Annotated in this window: 12 protein-coding genes; 3 read left to right on the forward strand and 9 right to left on the reverse strand. The window is 48.8% G+C overall.

The features are described 5' to 3' along the window. Nucleotides 1-231: 231 nt before the first annotated feature. The 3 genes from AC6CIF_RS19760 to AC6CIF_RS19770 form a co-directional block, all read right to left on the reverse strand. Complete coding sequence (locus AC6CIF_RS19760; protein ID WP_498201264.1) at nt 232-1,911, reverse strand: NAD(P)H-hydrate dehydratase; 1,680 nt, start codon at nt 1,909-1,911, stop codon at nt 232-234. 203 nt (nt 1,912-2,114) lie between these two features. Then, nucleotides 2,115-2,747, reverse strand: coding sequence for an NAD(P)-dependent oxidoreductase (locus tag AC6CIF_RS19765; protein ID WP_498201265.1), 633 nt, complete (start codon nt 2,745-2,747; stop codon nt 2,115-2,117). Nucleotides 2,748-3,066: 319 nt separating this feature from the next. Continuing rightward, on the reverse strand, nt 3,067-3,495 hold the full coding sequence (locus AC6CIF_RS19770) for a GNAT family N-acetyltransferase (RefSeq protein ID WP_498201266.1): 429 nt from the start codon (nt 3,493-3,495) through the stop codon (nt 3,067-3,069). Nucleotides 3,496-3,606: 111 nt separating this feature from the next. On the opposite strand from AC6CIF_RS19770, the gene AC6CIF_RS19775 reads away from it, so the two are divergent. Next, nucleotides 3,607-4,515 (forward strand): hypothetical protein, encoded by a 909-nt coding sequence (locus tag AC6CIF_RS19775; protein WP_498201267.1) that lies wholly within the window; start codon nt 3,607-3,609, stop codon nt 4,513-4,515. Between the two features lie 567 nt (nt 4,516-5,082). Here the strand turns inward: AC6CIF_RS19775 and AC6CIF_RS19780 are convergent. Next, on the reverse strand, nt 5,083-7,794 hold the full coding sequence (locus tag AC6CIF_RS19780) for an S-layer homology domain-containing protein (protein WP_498201268.1): 2,712 nt from the start codon (nt 7,792-7,794) through the stop codon (nt 5,083-5,085). Between the two features lie 363 nt (nt 7,795-8,157). Here AC6CIF_RS19780 and AC6CIF_RS19785 point away from each other — a divergent pair, with 363 nt between their 5' ends. Further along, the gene (locus AC6CIF_RS19785) at nt 8,158-10,479 is read left to right on the forward strand and encodes a helix-turn-helix domain-containing protein (RefSeq protein ID WP_498201269.1); all 2,322 of its coding nucleotides are present in this window, start codon (nt 8,158-8,160) and stop codon (nt 10,477-10,479) included. A gap of 314 nt (nt 10,480-10,793) precedes the next feature. After that, a complete protein-coding gene (locus AC6CIF_RS19790) occupies nt 10,794-12,332 on the forward strand; it encodes an extracellular solute-binding protein (RefSeq protein ID WP_498201270.1) in 1,539 nt (512 codons plus the stop codon). A gap of 95 nt (nt 12,333-12,427) precedes the next feature. Here the strand turns inward: AC6CIF_RS19790 and AC6CIF_RS19795 are convergent, their stop codons facing one another. The 5 genes from AC6CIF_RS19795 to AC6CIF_RS19815 form a co-directional block, all read right to left on the reverse strand. Then, complete coding sequence (locus tag AC6CIF_RS19795) at nt 12,428-12,667, reverse strand: YezD family protein (RefSeq protein WP_498201271.1); 240 nt, start codon at nt 12,665-12,667, stop codon at nt 12,428-12,430. 155 nt (nt 12,668-12,822) lie between these two features. Further along, nucleotides 12,823-13,698, reverse strand: coding sequence for a sulfate ABC transporter permease subunit CysW (gene cysW / locus AC6CIF_RS19800; protein ID WP_498201272.1), 876 nt, complete (start codon nt 13,696-13,698; stop codon nt 12,823-12,825). 67 nt (nt 13,699-13,765) lie between these two features. Beyond that, nucleotides 13,766-14,602 (reverse strand): sulfate ABC transporter permease subunit CysT, encoded by an 837-nt coding sequence (cysT, locus tag AC6CIF_RS19805; RefSeq protein ID WP_127547780.1) that lies wholly within the window; start codon nt 14,600-14,602, stop codon nt 13,766-13,768. 87 nt (nt 14,603-14,689) lie between these two features. Next, nucleotides 14,690-15,769, reverse strand: a complete 1,080-nt coding sequence (locus AC6CIF_RS19810) for a sulfate ABC transporter substrate-binding protein (RefSeq protein WP_036607530.1) — start codon at nt 15,767-15,769, stop codon at nt 14,690-14,692. Nucleotides 15,770-16,204: 435 nt separating this feature from the next. After that, nucleotides 16,205-18,082, reverse strand: a complete 1,878-nt coding sequence (locus tag AC6CIF_RS19815; protein ID WP_498201273.1) for a rhamnogalacturonan lyase — start codon at nt 18,080-18,082, stop codon at nt 16,205-16,207. Nucleotides 18,083-18,320: the final 238 nt, after the last annotated feature.

An 18,320-nucleotide genomic window follows, 5' to 3' on the forward strand; every position in this document is an offset into this window, starting at 1 on the left:
CTTTTGCTACTCGATGTAAACCGTGGTATAAGGTGTATCCGGTTCGTTTGGGCAATGGGCAGTGAGTACTGGGCATTGGTATTGAGCATTAGGCATTGGGTATCGGACAATGGACAACGTTCACTCATCTACTTTTTGGTGCGCTGGTTCGTTGGGTCAATTTCAGTTTGAAAAGGAATCGTCATAGGCAGTAACCCAAAACCGCGGGCTTGTCCCACACCTGCCCCATCCTCACAGTGCGTCGATGATGTCTCCGGCCAGTAGGGACGACGGGTCACCGCGCAGCAGGGCTGCGCGTTCGGCGGCCTGTCCGTGGAGATATACGCCGAACGTGGCGGCTTGCTCCGCGCTGAGCCCTTGGGCAAGCAGACCTGCGATGATGCCGGTCAATACGTCTCCGGCACCGCCAGTCGCCATGCCGGCGTGCCCGGTGGTGTTGATGTACACCTCGCCGGATGGCGTTGCGATGACCGTTCGTGCTCCCTTGAGCACAAAGGTCACGCCCTGCTCGCGGGCGTATTTTGCAGCGTGTCCAATGCGATCACGCTGCACTTCCTGGGTCGACATGCCCAGCAGTCGGCCCATCTCGCCAGGGTGCGGCGTCAGGATTGTCGCCGCACTTCGCTGGCCCCAGTCGCGAGGCCCATGTGGGCCAGCGTCTGCCAGCATGTTGAGGGCGTCCGCGTCGATGACGAGCGGACGATCCGTATGTTGCCACAGACGGCGCAGCCAGTCTGTGTCGCCCTGGAAGCGGCCAAGGCCGGGGCCGGTCGCGAGCACGTCGCGGCTCTCCGCGAGACGCAGCACGGCGTCGGCGGAAGCCGCGTTCCATTCGCCGCTGTCGCCATCGGCGGCGGCAGCGAGCATGAGCTCGGGCACGATGCCGATGACATGCGGCAGCAGTGCCGCGGGCAGCGCCCATGTGGCGAGCCCGCAGCCTGCGCGCAGCGCGGCCTTGGCCGAGAGCAGGCCAGCGCCGCTCATCGGCAGACTTCCTGCGGCCAGCAACACATGGCCGTAGGTGCCCTTGTGGCCGTCCGGTGCCCGGAGACGGCCTGTATCCACGCGCAGCGCACCGCGCAGCACCTCGTCCGTCAGCAGACGGACCGAGGGGCCATGCTCTGGCGCAAGCCGCGCGGGAATGCCGATGGCGCGCACCACGATGCGCCCCGCGGCAGAAGCGCCCGGGTACTGCACCAGCCCGCGCTTAAGCAGCGCGAGGCATACGGTCACCCGGGCTTGAATGCAGGGCTCGTACACCTCTCCGGTGTCGGCGTCCAGCCCGCTTGGCACATCGGCGGACACGACCGGCTTGCCGCTGTCGTTCGCCGCCTCGATCAGCGCCGCGTAAGCTCCACGCGGCGCCCCCCGCGAGCCGGTGCCCAGCAGCGCATCCACGATGCCTGTGCACCGGCTGAAGTCCACGGCTTCGCGCCCGTGGACAAGAGCAGGGATGCCAAGCTTCGCGGCGGCATCCCGTTGCACTGCGGCTTCGCCCCGCAGTGCATCAGGGGCATCGGCGTAGACCAATGTCACGCCAAGCCCAGCTTCAACCAAATGGCGCGCGGCCACCAGTCCATCGCCGCCATTATTGCCCTTACCGATCAGCATGTACCACTGCTGATCTCCCGGGCGCTCCATCACCAGCGCCGGATCGGCGATGATGTCGCCACCATAACCTTGCCGATCGCCGGGCCCGGTGTGTGCCCGCCGCGCATCTGTCTTGTTGGCATAGCCAAGCGGCACTGAATCCGCAAGCCGGCCTTCTGTCTGCCCTTCCCGGCACAGCTTGATGACTTCCTCGGCTATGACGCGGCCTGCATTCTCCATTAGACTTGCTGCCGGAATACCGAGCTGATGAATGGTATACTCGTCCACAGCTCTCATCTGTTCAGCGGTTACGATAAACAACGTTCATCCCTCCCCGTGACAAGCTCATCTCATACTTAAAAGTAGCAACTTTGCACCTGAACTCTGCGTCTTATATGTGTATCGCTATCTTTCCTCTTACCTCATCCAGTTACCACGATCTACTCGATACATCATCGAAAACTCTATCAATCCCGTGTACGAGACCTTCAGATTAAATCATCCAGTCCAAAACCTGTCTACTCTTAATAACCTACCGTAAACCGTGCTTGGATAAATTGTGGATCGTCCAGTTCGTCCACCAAAGCGGCTGCAAAATCGCCAACGGAAATCGAGCTTTCCCCGATATCATCCGTAATCACACGGTTCATGCCAACCCGGAACTGGCCTGTCCGACGTCCTGTTGTGATTGTCGCAGCAGGGCTCATGTAGGTCCAGTGAATACCTGATGCTTTAATCAGGTCATATGCTTCTGCATGTGCTCTTGCCAATGGTTTGACTTCCTCCGGGAATCCCGGCGTATCCATCAGCATATCACCGGAATCAGTTAGCAAACTTCCCGCTCCACCAACCACAACCAGACGTCCTGCTTTTGCACGGCGCACACCTTCAATTAATGAGCGTGTGACTTCCAGCATTTCTTCTTCTTCTCCAAACTTCGGTCCATACGCACTCACAACCACTTCTTGACCCGCTGCAAAATCTGCCACCTGATCCGGGTTAAGCAGATCTCCCTGTTCTACACGCAAACGCTCATGAACCATCTCAATCTTCGACGGATCACGCACCACCGCTGTCACTTCATGCCCACGATCCATCAGCTCCCACAGTATCGTCTTGCCAATCGCTCCGGTTGCTCCAAAAATGGTTACTTTCATATGAATTCCCTCTTTTCTGTAGATATCATCTCATCAACTTACCGTTATTTTAATACTTAATCCTATTGTTATATACCTTAAACGGCTCACGCCATCTTAAACCGGATGTGAACAACTTGTAAACCTATCTCTTACAGCTTATATGTAGAAAAATAATCTTTACTTCAACTAGCGGAAGAAACACTGACACTCTTAAGTATCCCCTCTCTCCGCCAGCACTCAACACGAATCATGAAAAAAGCCGCTAAATGCGGCTATACTAAGATAATTTCATACGACCTAAGTCTATTCTTATCTTAAAATTTCAGTTTTCATTCCGCTAGGTAGTCGGTCCTTCTTCTCCCTGCCTCCACCACATACCCTCCGATTTTGGGCTGGTGTATTCAAATCCAAATTGAGCATACAGGCGATCAGCCGGAACATCCGCCAGCAGACTGACCAGACCACGGGCAGGTACTGCTTCACGCAGATAATTCATAATCTCGCTCATGATCAGTCTTCCATACCCCATTCCCTGAACATCCGGGTGTACAGCAATATCGACGACCTGAAAGAAACAACCTCCATCTCCAATCACTCGCCCCATGCCTATCAGCATATCCTCTTCACGCAGACATACGGCAAACAGGCTATTCGGTAATCCAATCTCCGCCCCTTCCCTGCTCATTACACTAAGGCCGGCAATCTGCCGCAAGGCAAGATACTCCACCGCTGCGGGTGGTGTGTGTTCAATATTCACATGATCCATGAATTGTGCCCCTTTCTGCTTGAATTCATCTACTTCCTGTGTAATAGTGAGAGAAAGCTTACGTGAAGCGTGTTTCATGATACGTGAAGTTGGTGCAAAGGAGGAACAAGTGTGTTTCAACGTTGGATTGAAGATCTAACATCGCGCCCAGGCGCTGTGGCTGTGCTGTTTGGAGTCATGGCTTTGCTTCTCGGGATATACATATGGTCTGCCACTGAAGTTCGCCGCAGCCACGAAAGGCGAATGAGAAGGATACGAGATACATTATACATAAGTACAGCCCTCTTGGGACAACTTACCATCCAGGAAAATCGGAATTATGAACGATCAGAACACGAACATAATGATCTGATAACAGCAATGTTAGCCTGCAAAGCTGCATCTTACCTATCCCCTCAGCTACAGGACCAGATCCGTGACTGTATTAAGGATCATGATTCTGCCCGACTTGGCCTGATGCACAGAGCACTGGAACGGGAATGCACCGTATTATCGGATGAACTCAGCCGGGAGACTTATGCAGATCATTGGGGCACAGCGGTCTGGACCATCCTTCGGCCCATAGCCGAACCAGCTGCACTGGCGGCCACAGGGTTTCTGGTTACAGATCTGGTATTTCGTCAGCGGATGTTGGACGTCACTTTAGACTCATGGGACAGCATCTTGCCATGGATTCGTACAGTTTCCCTAATGATCACTATAATATATGGTTATCTGCTCTGGGCCAGCCCACGCCGGGATAGGCCACGTACATTAACCAAAATGCTCTCCTTGCTGATCGCGCTATGCTCCTTGCTCCATCTGATTGGACCTGTCGCTGCTCCCTATGCACTGGGATTACAGCTGATTATATTCACTTCAGGCTTCGGTCTGACTGGGACACGCTCTCGCAGTGACCGCCCCTACGTAGGACATACGGATCTGGAACCAACGAAGCAAGTCTCTACGGAGATGGAAGGAAATACACGTCGTACATCTGGTACCAGCACCGACACCTACGATTCAGCCGCTTCCGCATGATTAAACTTAGATACCCACCTCGATGATACGAGACTCGGCCTACTCACGACTGGATTTTCACCGATCAGGTCGTGTCTCCTTACTCAGCATGTTATACGATGATGGATGTCAGTGTCCCAAAATCGCTCGATAAAAGCGCTCTAAAACGCCGTACATTTCGATATAACGTGTCTCAGATTCGTTAGCGCTCAGTCCCTGCTCATGCTCTGTTCCAAGCGCGACTGAGAGGACAACCCCTGTCCCTCTCGTACAAAGCGAGAATTTTCATTGGTAGAGGAAGATAGGAATCGCCTTTGCGACATCCTGATCGCTAGCTCGTACATTCAGTATTTAGCGCTTCCCTACTCCGGACACATTCAGATACACTTCGGCTTTCAGGACGTGTTGAAAACATCCCCTATATCCAACGTATCTATACGCGAAAAGGGCTTAAACTACATTGTAGTTTAAGCCCTTTTCTATAGTACTAATTTTGTCTTGAGAAGAATGATCGGAAGGTTATTCTGTCATCGAAGTGGCATGTGTAACATTTATTAGTTCACTTTGTATCATGCATCATTACTTCACTTATTTGGCTACAACATGTGCAATGACGCGGCCCTTTTCGTACGTGACAGTCACGTCATAACCATCTGCCGTTACACTGTCGAATTCACCTGTAATTCCATTAGCCGTGATTAACGTAATATCTTTGGAACCTTCGATCTTATAGTTGGACAAGTCGAGTTTGAGACTTCCTCCATCGATATAGAGCTTTCTGCCCACATTCAGCTGACTGTTGTTATCAGTCACTACCAATTCCAACGTACCGTTATCCATGGTAAAGTTTCTATTTAAGTTGAGTGCGCCGTCGACATCAACGACAACTGTTCCATTTTCTACATACAGATCACCTGTACCAAAAGCAGTTGCAGATTCAGCTACCAGCGTTCCTGCTTGCAGTAATGTTCCGCCTGTGTAGCTATTTTTCCCTGTCAATGTAAGGGTTCCTGTTCCTTTTTTCGTAAGCATTCCACTACCGGTAATATCATTTCTCCACCAATCTTCTGCATTAAAGCGCCCTTTGGAAGCGTCCATATCCACAGTTACATTGTTCAAGAATGCACCATATCCATCCGCAGCCGTGACCAGATCAATTCTACCCCAGCCCTTGGATTCATCCAGTACAGGATATCCAGAGTCAATGGATGTTGTATACAATACTTGTCTGCGTTGCTCATCTGTTAAATACGGTTGACGTGTTTCCAACAGGACTTCTGCTCCTTGCGGTACAATTGGAGCCAAACCTTTGGTTCCGGTTTGTGGTAGACCGTAAGTCATCTTTTCTCTATAGAAGGCTTTATTGGCATCATGATCTTCCCATTTGTGTTCATCATAAGCACTCTTGAACGTGTAATCCTCAGTTACGGTGTGTGCATACTCATACAGACTCATATTTTTTTCCTTGGCTGCAGCTCCAAATACTTCTCCGGCATTCTCATAACCTTTCTCTAACACATCTTTGTTCTCAGTCTTATTAAGTGCATATGCAGCCATGGCTGTGGATTGTATTCTTCCTCCTATAACATCAAGCGGTGAGTGCATCCCCGTTACGACTCGATTCTCTCCCAACTGAGCTGCTCTCGTTAACAATTCAGCGAATCGTTCCGGTGTAGCGTATGCCAAAGGAAATACGGATAAATAAGCTGCACTGGTATGTCCGCTCGGAAATCCGCCATCTTTTCCTCTTCCATCCTCAGCGATTCGTTTGACATAACTTAAGGCAGGAATAAGCTTAACGTTTGTTTCGTATTGCTGGTAATGTTTTTCTCCTGTTGATTTGGTGCCACCTGAAGCCAAAGGTACTTCTTTTTTCTCACCTTCGCCCATGGTTTCCCATACAGGCAGTCCTTTGCTGTCAACAACTTCTTTCACTTCTCCATTGGAATTCATTCTCCACGGTCTTGGGGAAGAGTAGAAATATTTAGAGGGATTAGATGAGGCAGGAATTTTGAATCGAACCAGATCAACCAAATTAACCAAGTCTGAAAGCTCCGTTTTTTCATCCCAATCTCCAATACCTTGGCTTTCATCTTCCACTGTTTCTTCGGTCAATACCACATTCATCTCGTCCACCGTTCGTTCAACGTTTGTCTTTGGCTTGATGATATCTACATACGTGTTAGCTAACGGACCAAAGCCCTCCATCACGCTATAGATCTTATCTCTTTGGTCATCATAGTAGGCTGCCAAAGCCTCTTCACCCGTGCGGTTTTGCGTGACCTTTTCGACATATTTGATATTGGCTTCCCAAGTCGCTTTGTTTCGGATCTCTTCATTTGCATATGTTTTCTGATCAGCGACGGCTACGGTTGGGTCATTTTTAAATCCGTCATAATAAGGGGACGGTCCATCTCCATACTTTGCATTTTTTCCGTCAGCTCCAATTTTGGTTGCCGCTGTTCCATCTCTCCAATCCGCTTGGTTCATGGACCATACTTGATCAAAACCGTCCAAAATATCAATAAACGGGTTGGTTTCCGCAATATTTTTCAAGGTGTCGTCTCCAGCATTGGCTCCGTGCTTCACAGCGGACAACCGAGCTTCATCTGCTGGGGGATTAACATTCAGTACGGTTGCCGTTCCTTTTGGCTTAGCTGGTTTGGCAGCTGTAGTAGCATCTGTTTCCACAGCCTTAACGAGCGCAGACACCGCTTCGGCACGAGTAATGGAATTAAGCGGTTTGAAGCTTCCGTCTGCATAACCAGCGATAATTTTCGCTGCTGCCGCTCCACCTACAGCGCCCTTGCTCCACGCCGCAATAGACGATGAATCGCTAAATACATTTGCTGCTGTTTCATTGAACTCCAAATTCAAAATGCCAGCGATCACTTTAGCTGCTTCTTGACGGGTGATCGGATCTTGCGGCTTCATTGTGCCATCGGTGTAACCATCTATATATCCATTCGCATTTGCAATAGAAATTGCTTCGTAATACCATGCACTCTCAGACACATCGTTAAAGGTAATTTTAGCTTGTCCGGAATATCCAAAAGCACCGTTTACCAAATTCATAAATTCTGCTCTGGTAATATACGTGTTCGGTTTGAAGGAATGATCCAGGTAACCTCGAATTAATCCCTCATCACCCCATGCTTGAATATTTGCTTCCGCCCAGTGTCCCTTAATATCAGAGAACTGAATCTTCTGATCGGTTGCAAAACTCTTCTCTGCAAATGTCGGACCTACCATAGACAACATTAGAAGTAGTGCCAGTGACTTTTTAAGTGGTTTTCTCATGGCTTACTAATACACGCTCCCCTAATCGTAAAATCATTTTTTACTTCTGCGTCAGCATATGAGGAAGAAAGTCTCTATCCAGATGTCTGATCTGCCGTTACTGTAGCATTAGGGAGCGTTTCGCATCTATAGAACAAATTCCGTTTTATATCAAAATCGTACGTTCCGATGATTTCTGCCCTCAAAAAATAGAGGAGATACTACTTTCGTTAATTATGATACCCTTTTATGTAAACGCTTTATTAAATTAGTGTAAAATGTGGAGATGGAGTTTGTTAAATTTCGATCAACATGATTTCTAGTCCTCAGCCTGCTATATAATGATGAAGTTGTTTAGACACGAGAAACGAAGGGGGAAAAAGAATGCATAAGCCATTTCAGTCTGTGAGATCCAAGATGGTTCTTTCCTACCTTGCTGTCGTTCTTGTCATTGCGCTTCTTTTCGGCTCCATTCTATACCTCTTTTTCTCCCATCAATACAGCAAAGAGATTCGAATCAATAATCAACTTTCGCTGAAAAGTACTGTCAATTATATTGAAAGCTCTGTGATCCAGAAGGTGAATCAGGTCTATCTGTCCCTGGCACTCGGTAACGCTGCTAGTATCGATTTAGATAGCTTAAAAGGAAACCATAGCAAAATCCTGGACATCGAACAGTCCCTCAAAAATATGGTGCAAAATTATTCCGATCTCATTGAAGCTATTCATGTGTACGATACGAAGAACCACTTCATCGTCTCATCTGTATATGGGCTATTGCTCTATGAGGACACGCCTTCGAGTGTGGATCATACGACGGATTGGATTGCTGCGATGAAAGAGACTCCAGAAAGCTCCTTATGGATGAAAACTCGCATGGTGCCTCAGGATGCTTATATCGAATCACGGGAACAGGGAAACATGAGTCCTCTAATTTCCTATGTCCATAGTTACCCGTTTCAATCAACAGGACAAGACAGTAAGGCCATGATTGCGATTGATATCAAAGAATCAGCGATCAGTCAGATAATTAAAAATATGCTACCTGCTGACTATGCGAATACATTAATCATCGATCAGGACGGAACCGTCATATCTGCCGCGGACAAAACGTTGCTAGGCACCTCCACGGAGGAGAATCTAACGCAGTCGCTCCTTTCCTATCATTCTTCAGATGAAAGTTTCACGCCTGTATTTAACTATGACTCTCATGTCGTTACCCAAGATCAATTTAAAGGAAATGCATGGCGGATTTACACAACCACACCTAATGAAAGCTTCTATTATAAACTGGATAGCTTGAAGGAGATTTCGGTTCTTCTCGGTTTATTAGCTGTTGCGGTTGGAATAGCGATGTCGTCCATCTTTACCAGGGCCAACTATAGTCCTCTTAAACGAATCATGAATAACATCAAGAGCCGGATGGATAGCCCAACCAGCTTAAAACAGGACGAATATCGGTTCATTGATACAACGTTTAACAGTCTGTCCAATAAAGTTGATAGTCTTGAAGAAACCTTACAGGCCAATCACAGAATGATTAAGCATAGTATCATGCTCAATATGTTAAATAATCGATTTACACCCGAGGAACTTACGGAACAGCTCCAGTCTGTTCACATTTCAATGGCCTACTCTCGCTTCCGTTGCATCGTCATTGACCCCGTCAATGAGAAGTGGAAGGATCTGCAGCCACGACAGTTGCAGCATACGTTGTATACGATGATCCAGCAACTGGAGCTCACAGAAATGGATGGAACTCAACTGCTGGCAGAGGAATTGCAGGATCACAAAATAGCAGTAATCATCTGTACTAACCAACCCGAAGAACCGCTCTCTGATCACATTGTTGACTTTATTCACGCTGAGGCGAGCAGCAGATTTGGCCTGGAATTTGTACTATCGTTAGGCGGATGGGTAGAACACTTCACGAAGATTCACACAAGCTATCATCAGGCGAATACCCTGATTCGATACAGCTACTTCTTTCCCGAGCAGTCTGCCATTCAGGATCTTGATCTTCTGAACAGGGAAGCCAGCAGTTTGGAAGTCCCGGAGTCATACCTCGTAAACTTTGAAAAGAAATTGCAGACTCGGGATGTGCAAGGTACGGTTGAGGCCATTCAGGAATTGGTCGCGACAATAAAGGAAGGCCCCTATTCCGCCGAATACAGTCGGATCATTTTATTAAAAACGGTATCTATTTACGCTGAGTGTATTCATCAGGTGCGTTTACAACCTGCCGAGGCGAGTTCATTGAATTTGTACAAGCAATTTTCATTGTTCTACAATATCAACCGCTATTCAGAGTGGATGATTCATCTTGTGACCGAATTTGTGATGCAGATGGAGAAGCGAAGCGAGGTACGAAGTGTGGATACCATCTCGGCTGTCAAAGCTTATATTCACGAGCACTTATCAGGCGATCTCACGCTGGATCATGTCTCAGAGCAAGTATTCATCAGCCCTAAATATCTCAGTAAACTTTTCAAAGAAGAAACCGGGATTGTTTATTCCGAATATGTTACGAATCAGAGGATGGAACGCGCACGGGAACTCATGACACAACGCGAAATTACGGTTGAGCAGGTCGCAAGTACGGTTGGTTACCGTACCCCTGCCTATTTCATTAAAAAGTTCAAAGAAATTCACGGCTGTACACCGAAAAACTTCATGCGCAGTCTAATGGAACAGGGATCTATATAGGGTCAATTAGGAATATTTACACGGACACTCCGATGACAGAACAACCTTCCGATCGCTGTTATTCCCAGATTTCTTCGATCCCTTTTCTAAAAGGGGAAATCCGGGAATAAAGGCGAACGCTTCGCTTCTTCAGGTTCTTTCTGTCCTCTCCGTTATTGTGTAAATGTTAAATTGAACCTATTTAGAATTTAAAATTATAAAAAGGAGCTGCTATGAACCTTAACCTTTCAAGAAAGCTATGTCTATATTCCGCAATGCTTCTCCTTCTCGTATTTACAAGTGGGTGTACCTTTTTAGGAAGAGAAACAGCACAAGTGCAACAGCAAGACCATCTAGCAAGCGCTGAGAAAGATACAGCACCGCAGTATACGATATCCTGGACCATGCATCAAAATATCCCTGTTCCTGAGGACGCGGAAATGATTGCATATATTGAGGACAGGTTTGATGTCGATCTGAAGGTGTGGAATCTTGAGAACAAGCGGTACGAGGAACTGCTGGATCTGGAGCTTGCTCAAGGGAAAATACCCGATCTGTTCCGAATCAGACAACCGCATGATCTGCTTAAGTATCAAATGCAAGGGGTCTTAGCGGAAATCTCCCCGGAAGTCCTTGAACAATATGCGCCAAATATCGTACAGCGAATTCGCGATTATGATTCACGTTATTTAGAGTATGGAAAAATAAACGGTGGCTTATATGGAATTCCGGCCATTAATCAGACCAACATCTATCGAACCCCTGTTGTATACCGAGAGGACTGGCTTAAGAAGCTTGGTCTGGAGGTGCCAAAGACATTAGATGAATTCGAAACGGTTATGTATGCTTTTACCAAAGGTGATCCGGACGGAAATGGTAAACAGGATACATATGGCCTATCCAGAGAGGGCTTAAATGTCGTGTTTGGCGCTTTTGGACAGTCCGTTTTCACCGAGCAACTGTATTTTAATGATAAAAACAACCAACTCGTGATCGGTGCTTTGGAGCCGGAGATGAAAAAAGCCCTGACTTATATGCAAAAGTGGTATCAGGACGGGATTATCGACCCCGAGTTTATAACCGGTGAAAACAAAGGTGGCTATAAACATCTATCCCATACTTTTATTAATGGAAAAATTGGGATGACTTCGATGGGCAACTACTATCATTGGAATCAAGAGGGAGACTACAGTGTCCTCAATGAAAATGGCCAAGCAACCCCTGTGGGAGCCTCGTTCAATGTTAATGAGTTGCTACAGAAGAACGCAGCTGCAGAGGTTGTATTTGGTTCTCCTGTTATTGGTCCTGATGGACATAGCGGTTCTAAAGGGAACAATCTGCTGATGAATTTTATTGCTATAGGTGCTGAGGCTGCGAAGGAGCCGGGAAAACTGGAGAAAATTCTGGAGATACTCGATTATGTAAGTGCCAACCCCGATCCGGAGGAGCAGATCAAAATGGAGTATGGCCTTCCAGGAAAACACTGGAATTGGAGCGCTGAAGATTCAAACTCGTTCCATTTACTTTACCCATACAACAGAATGGAGAATTATATTAATAGGATCGGCTCAAGTATCGGCATGACGGTTCCAGGTACACCCTCGGATAAACGTGAACAGTGGGCTGCATCTGCAGGGTTGACGGAGAATGGTATCTATAATCGCCTGGAGGTTGCAACCCCTGCCCTGATTCAATATTCATCTGAATTGATTCGCATGAGAGACAGAGCGTACATCTCCATCATCACTGGCGATCAGCCTGTGGGGTATTTCGATACCTTTGTGGAAGAATTCATGGATGCAGGTGGGCAACAGGTGCTGCTTGAAGCGAATCATTGGTATACGGAGCATATGGAGACAAGTCGCGCACAATAAGTAGGATGATTTGGAACATGCATTTCCCATGAGATTCTGGATTATACATGTGTTCCTATGCTCCTATCTTCGCTTCCCTCACGCCACGTCACTATCTATCCCTTCGCACTCGCATTGGATCCGCGTAGTGAACGGGCTGAACTGCTTCGTGTCGTGCTTCCGGATTTGGAGGCGCTGCCTGAGGGCGTGTTCTCAAAACGCTTGCGTTCGGTCCGCTCCATCTGCACAATCTGACCTTCGTGCACTACGATGTGCAATGAACCAAACTCCATGTCATTCAGCTGCCCGGCAATTCGGTCCAACCATACCTCATCCACTTTTAACGGCTTAGCCATAGAGCCGCCTCCTCTTCTCGAGCTATTGCCCGCCATATTCCTAAGTACGCTGTCATCCAACGGATTTATAAATCATTCTTATCCAACCTATATACTTGGTTTATACATTAGCAGGGCTTCCAGTAGCTGTCAATCTGTATTTTCTCTTCTCATAATCACTTTTCTGAAACGGCTTTGTGTCCAAGCCAGCTCTTGAGCAGTAACGTGGCGAGAGCCAGAATCAGGAGCAATGAAGCTACGGCAAACGAAGCCGAGAATTGATATTCGTTATACAAAATCTCGACATGAAGTGGTAGTGTATTGGTCTCCCCGCGGATATGCCCGGACACCACAGATACGGCTCCGAACTCGCCCATAGCACGGGCATTACACAGAATAATGCCGTACAGCAGCCCCCATTTGATGTTGGGCAAGGTTACACTCCAGAAGATTCGCCACCCGGAAGCACCTAGCGTAACCGCTGCTTCCTCTTCCCGGGTTCCCTGGTCCTCCATGAGTGGAATCAACTCCCTCGCTACGAACGGGAAGGTAATAAACAGCGTTGCAATGACAATGCCTGGCAGCGCAAAAATGATTTTGATATCATGTTCGGACAGCCACGGCCCTAACCACCCATTCGAACCAAAGACCAATACAAAGATCAACCCGCCCACCACAGGCGAGATGGAAAAGGGAAGATCAATCAGGGTGATCATAAGTCCCTTACCCTTGAACTGGAACTTGGTAATGACCCATGCAGCGGCCACACCAAATATCGTATTCAGCGGTACGGTAATCGCCGCAACCAATAACGTGAGTTTCAGTGCAGACATGGCATCCGGTTCGGTAAGAGCCGCGATGTACACACCCCAACCCTGCTTCAACGCCTCCATGAGCACAATGGCCAGTGGCAAAATAAGCAGCCATATAAGCACCAGGCTCGCCAGTCCAATCAACAACCATTTGACCCATGGAGCTTCCGTTGTTGCACGGTTCGTTCCACGGCCAGCTCGTACGGGTGGAACAGGGCTCAGTGGAACAGAACCCGCCATATGCTGCACCTCCTTTGGTTTGGGTGAGTGACATCTGATTGTATCCATATTCCATCATGCTTCATCGTCATGCTCTGCCCGCCTTCCGGCTCCAACGTTGCAAGGAATTAATGATCAACAGCAGGATGAAAGAAACAAGAAGCAACAGCAAAGCTACAGCTGTAGCGCCTGCATAATCGAACTGCTCCAGCTTGGCCATGATCAGCAAGGGAGCAATCTCCGTTTTCATCGGCATGTTACCTGAGATAAATACAACCGAGCCATATTCGCCAATGCCTCGGGCAAAAGCCAGAGCAAAACCCGTCAACAGCGGTGGAATCAGATCCGGCAGCAGAATCGTCCGGAATATCCGCCATCTTCCTGCCCCCAGTGTGGCAGCAGCCTCTTCCACCTCAGCCTCCAGCTCCTCCAACACCGGTTGCACCGTGCGAACTACGAACGGAATTCCGATAAACATCAGCGCCAGCGTAATCCCGGCCTGTGAATAGGCGAGCTTGATGCCCAAAGGCTCTACAAACTGCCCAATCCAGCCATTGCCGGCATAGATCGCCGTAAGAGCAACCCCTGCTACCGCTGTCGGCAAGGCAAAAGGCAGATCAATGACCGCATCAAACAACCTTTTGCCCGGGAATTCATACCGAACAAGCACCCATGCCAGGAGTAGTCCCAGCACGAGATCAATCAGCGCCGCTGCACCTGCGGTCAAGAAACTGACCTGGAAGGAAGCCAGTACCCTGGGATTGGTCGCAACCTCAATCATGGTTGCCCACGTCAGCCCTGTGGAGTTAAATAACAGCGCAGCCAGTGGAATAAGTACAACCAGGCTCAGGTAGAACACACTGTAACCCATCGTTAATCCAAATCCCGGCAATGTGCGTCTCCGCGCCACAACCACCTTGCTCATGCACGTTCATCCTCTCTGCCTTCAGCCGGTAAGGCTGGTTGGCCGCTCACAGCGCGATTGATCGGGTGTTCATTGAACAGAGCAACCTTAGCTGCCTGGAACATAGATCTGGTCGAAGATACCACCGTCATTAAAATGTTTGGCCTGAGTATCCCGCCATGTGCCAAATACATCTTTCAACGTGAACAGCTCAAGTGCCGGGAACTGATCTTTGAATTTTTCCTCCACGCTGTCCAGCGTTGGACGGTAATAATTTTCAGCAGCAATCGTCTGTCCTTCTTCACTGTACAAATATTTCAGATAGGCATCCGCCACGTCGCGGCTTCCTTTTTTGTCTGCATTTTTGTCCACAATTGCAACGGGCGGCTCTGCCAAGATACTAACCGAAGGCACGACAATATCGAATTTGTCCGGACCCAACTCTTTTACCGATAGGAAAGCTTCATTTTCCCAGGCAAGCAACACATCACCGATGCCACGTTCAACAAACGTTGTCGTAGACCCGCGAGCACCCGAATCCAGCACAGGCGCATGTTTGAACAATTCTCCAACAAATTCCTTCGCCTTCTCTTCATCATTGTTATTATGCTTAAGGGCATATCCCCATGCCGCCAGATAGTTCCAGCGCGCTCCGCCGGACGTTTTAGGATTTGGGGTGATGACTTGCGTATCCCCTTTGATCAGATCATCCCAGTCCTTGATGCCTTTTGGATTGCCCTTACGCACAAGGAATACAATCGTAGAGGTATACGGAGAGCTGTTATGCTCGTATTTGTCCTGCCAGCCTTCGTTAATCAGACCTTTATCTTCAATTGCATCAATATCGTATCCCAATGCCAGCGTCACCACGTCTGCATCCAGTCCGTCAATAACAGAACGACTCTGTTTGCCCGATCCCCCATGGGACTGCTTGATGGTCACTTCCTGACCTTTCTCTTTCAACCAATGCGCCGCAAACGCTTTGTTATATTGCTCATAGAGTTCCCGCGTTGGATCGTAGGAAACATTCAGCAGTTCGATGGCCTTGGCCCCTTCTGTGCCGCCTTCCGCTCCCCCCGATGTTCCTGCCGCACTGGACCCGCCGCTATCCGATCCGCATGCTGCCAGTACCCCTGTTAACACCAGTGCCAGACCAACCAAAATACCCTTATGAATTCTCTTTTTCATAAATAACACTCCCCCCGATATAGATCTGCATGACTACCTCAGGCCGGCTGAACAGGATCGAACGCCCCGTAAAAAAAACAAGAAGACGGAGGAACCCCCGCGCACTTCTCCCCATAAAGTCATGCCGGCTTAAGGCCGTGCATGCTCCATCTGAAAAGGATGCGCTGCGGTGTTCCTCCGTCTATACGGTGAGAACGTTATTCTGTTCAGGTCATAATTTTTATTATTCCTACCTGTTTAGTAAGTTATATACGTATAATAAAGGCAGTCTATATACCTGTCAAACGTTTTTTCCGATTTTTACCGTATTTCTGGGCTATTGGCAAAAAAAAGAGGAACAACGAACCATTGTCCGTTGTTCCCTTCAGCGAATCCCATGCTTCGCTGGCTATTGTAAACATAAACAGAATTGGACGGCCACACCTTGTCCATTCCTCATCTGCCCGCATACCGGATATTGGGTACCGGTGGTGTGCTCATGCCTTCTCCCAGATAAAAACCGGTGTGCGGCGGTTGATTGTAGGCTACATTTTGCCAAGCGACGCCAAGACGGTACACCGGATCATGCATCAGCGTGTAGATGCGTTTGTCCGTAACTGCTGTTGTGGTATAGATCCGCAGTGCTGAGCTGTCATTCGTCCGCCACACAACTTCCTCTCTCCAGTCCCCGAACAGATCGGCTTGCAGATTCGGCGTAGACTTGGTTCCGTTATTGGAAGTTACGCCGGAAGCGGTGAGCAGGTTCATCGTTGTGCTGTTGGTATAGTTCCACTTATCGATTCGGTTGCTGTCCAGCAGTTCACGGAGCAGATCCCCATCCCACCAGATGCCAAAATTCGTGGAGGACGGCAGGGTTGTCCCGAGTTTCTGCCCTTTGGCTGTATACAGACTGCCGTCTGCCCATACTTCAGCGCCTTTATATCTTGGATCAATATCTGCCGCCATGCCACGTCCAATATCCTTTGTTGTTTTGACTCCCCAGATTAACTGGCCTGTACCTGCATCCCGGAACTCCACTCCGGCATTGGATGGTGTCTCATGGACCTGAAATACCTCAAGTCCAGGGCGGTCCGGGTCGAGGTCACTCAGATGCATGGCATCGCCATGATGAAGTCCTGTTGTGTACAATCCTTTGCCGTTGTCATCCACCGCCATGGCACCATAAACGATCTCGTCTTTCCCATCTCCGTCTACGTCCGCCACACTCAGATTATGATTGCCCTGCCCGGCATAACCCGAGTTACCGGAGGTATTGGAATCAAATGTCCATTGTTTGGTCAGCTGTCCATTCCGCCAGTTATAAGCCACGAGCACTGTGCGGGTGTAGTACCCACGCGCCATGACCAGACTTGGGCGCTCTCCATCCAGATAAGCAATGGCGGCAAGGAATCGGTCCACCCGATTGCCGTAGTTATCCCCCCAACTGGATACATTGCCACGCGCCGGTTCGTAATTCACTGTGGAGAGCGCTTTGCCAGTCTGTCCATTAAAAACCGTCAGGAATTCGGGACCAGACAACACATAACCGCTGGAATTGCGGTAATCCTTGCTTGCATCCCCGATGACCACGCCAGTACCATCCTTGGTGCCATCGGCTGTTTTCATCGCAACCTCGGCTTTGCCGTCACCGTCGAGATCATAGACCATGAACTGGGTGTAGTGAGCGCCCGCACGGATATTTTTGCCCAGACTAATACGCCAGAGGCGTGTTCCGTTTAATTTGTAGGCATCGATAAACACTTCCCCGGTATAACCACTCTGGGAGTTATCCTTGGCGTTGGAAGGGTCCCACTTCACAATCAATTCATACTCACCATCACCATCCAGGTCACCTGCACTGGCATCGTTGGCACTGTAGGTGTAGGCTACTCCATCGGGCGTTGTCCCGCCTGCTGGCACACTGAGCGGTACAGATAGATAGTTATTGCCCCATACGCTTGCTGCCGCTGAAGCTGCCTGCTCCGTTCCACTGACGACAGCGCGAACTGTATATTTGGAACTGCTTGTCCCGCTTGCATCCTGAAGGTTGGTGCTGTTTGTTATGGGCGTAGCGTTCACCTTGGTTCCATCCCGATAGACGTTAAACGATACATTCGAACCTTCCGTACCCAAGAGCCGCCAACTGACAAACACACCTGTGCCTGTCTTCACAGCCACCACACCGCGATCCAGATATTCCATCTGCCTTGCTCCCGCTGCATGTGTTACCGCCGTGTTGCCCAATCCAAGCGAAGTGACCAGTAACGCGGAACTTAGCAGTGATACTCCCGCTGTACGTAATGTGCGCTTCCACAATGATGATCGATTCCCCATAAACAATTGCCTCCCCAATTGGTTTGGTAAGCCCGATGCCCTTGTAGCGCCATCTTTTATGTAAGCGCTTTAATATATTCATTTTAAATTAAACATATAATTCCATCTATAGGTCTAATTTAGTAATTGGATGGTGGTACATGAAAAAAGCCAACGGATTTCTCCTTCGGTTAGCCGTTGCCCGTTCTTCGAATTGCTTCAGTCGACTGGAATCGCAATCAACTGACTCACAGATATG

The sequence above is a fragment of the Paenibacillus sp. GQ49 genome, assembly GCF_059759055.1.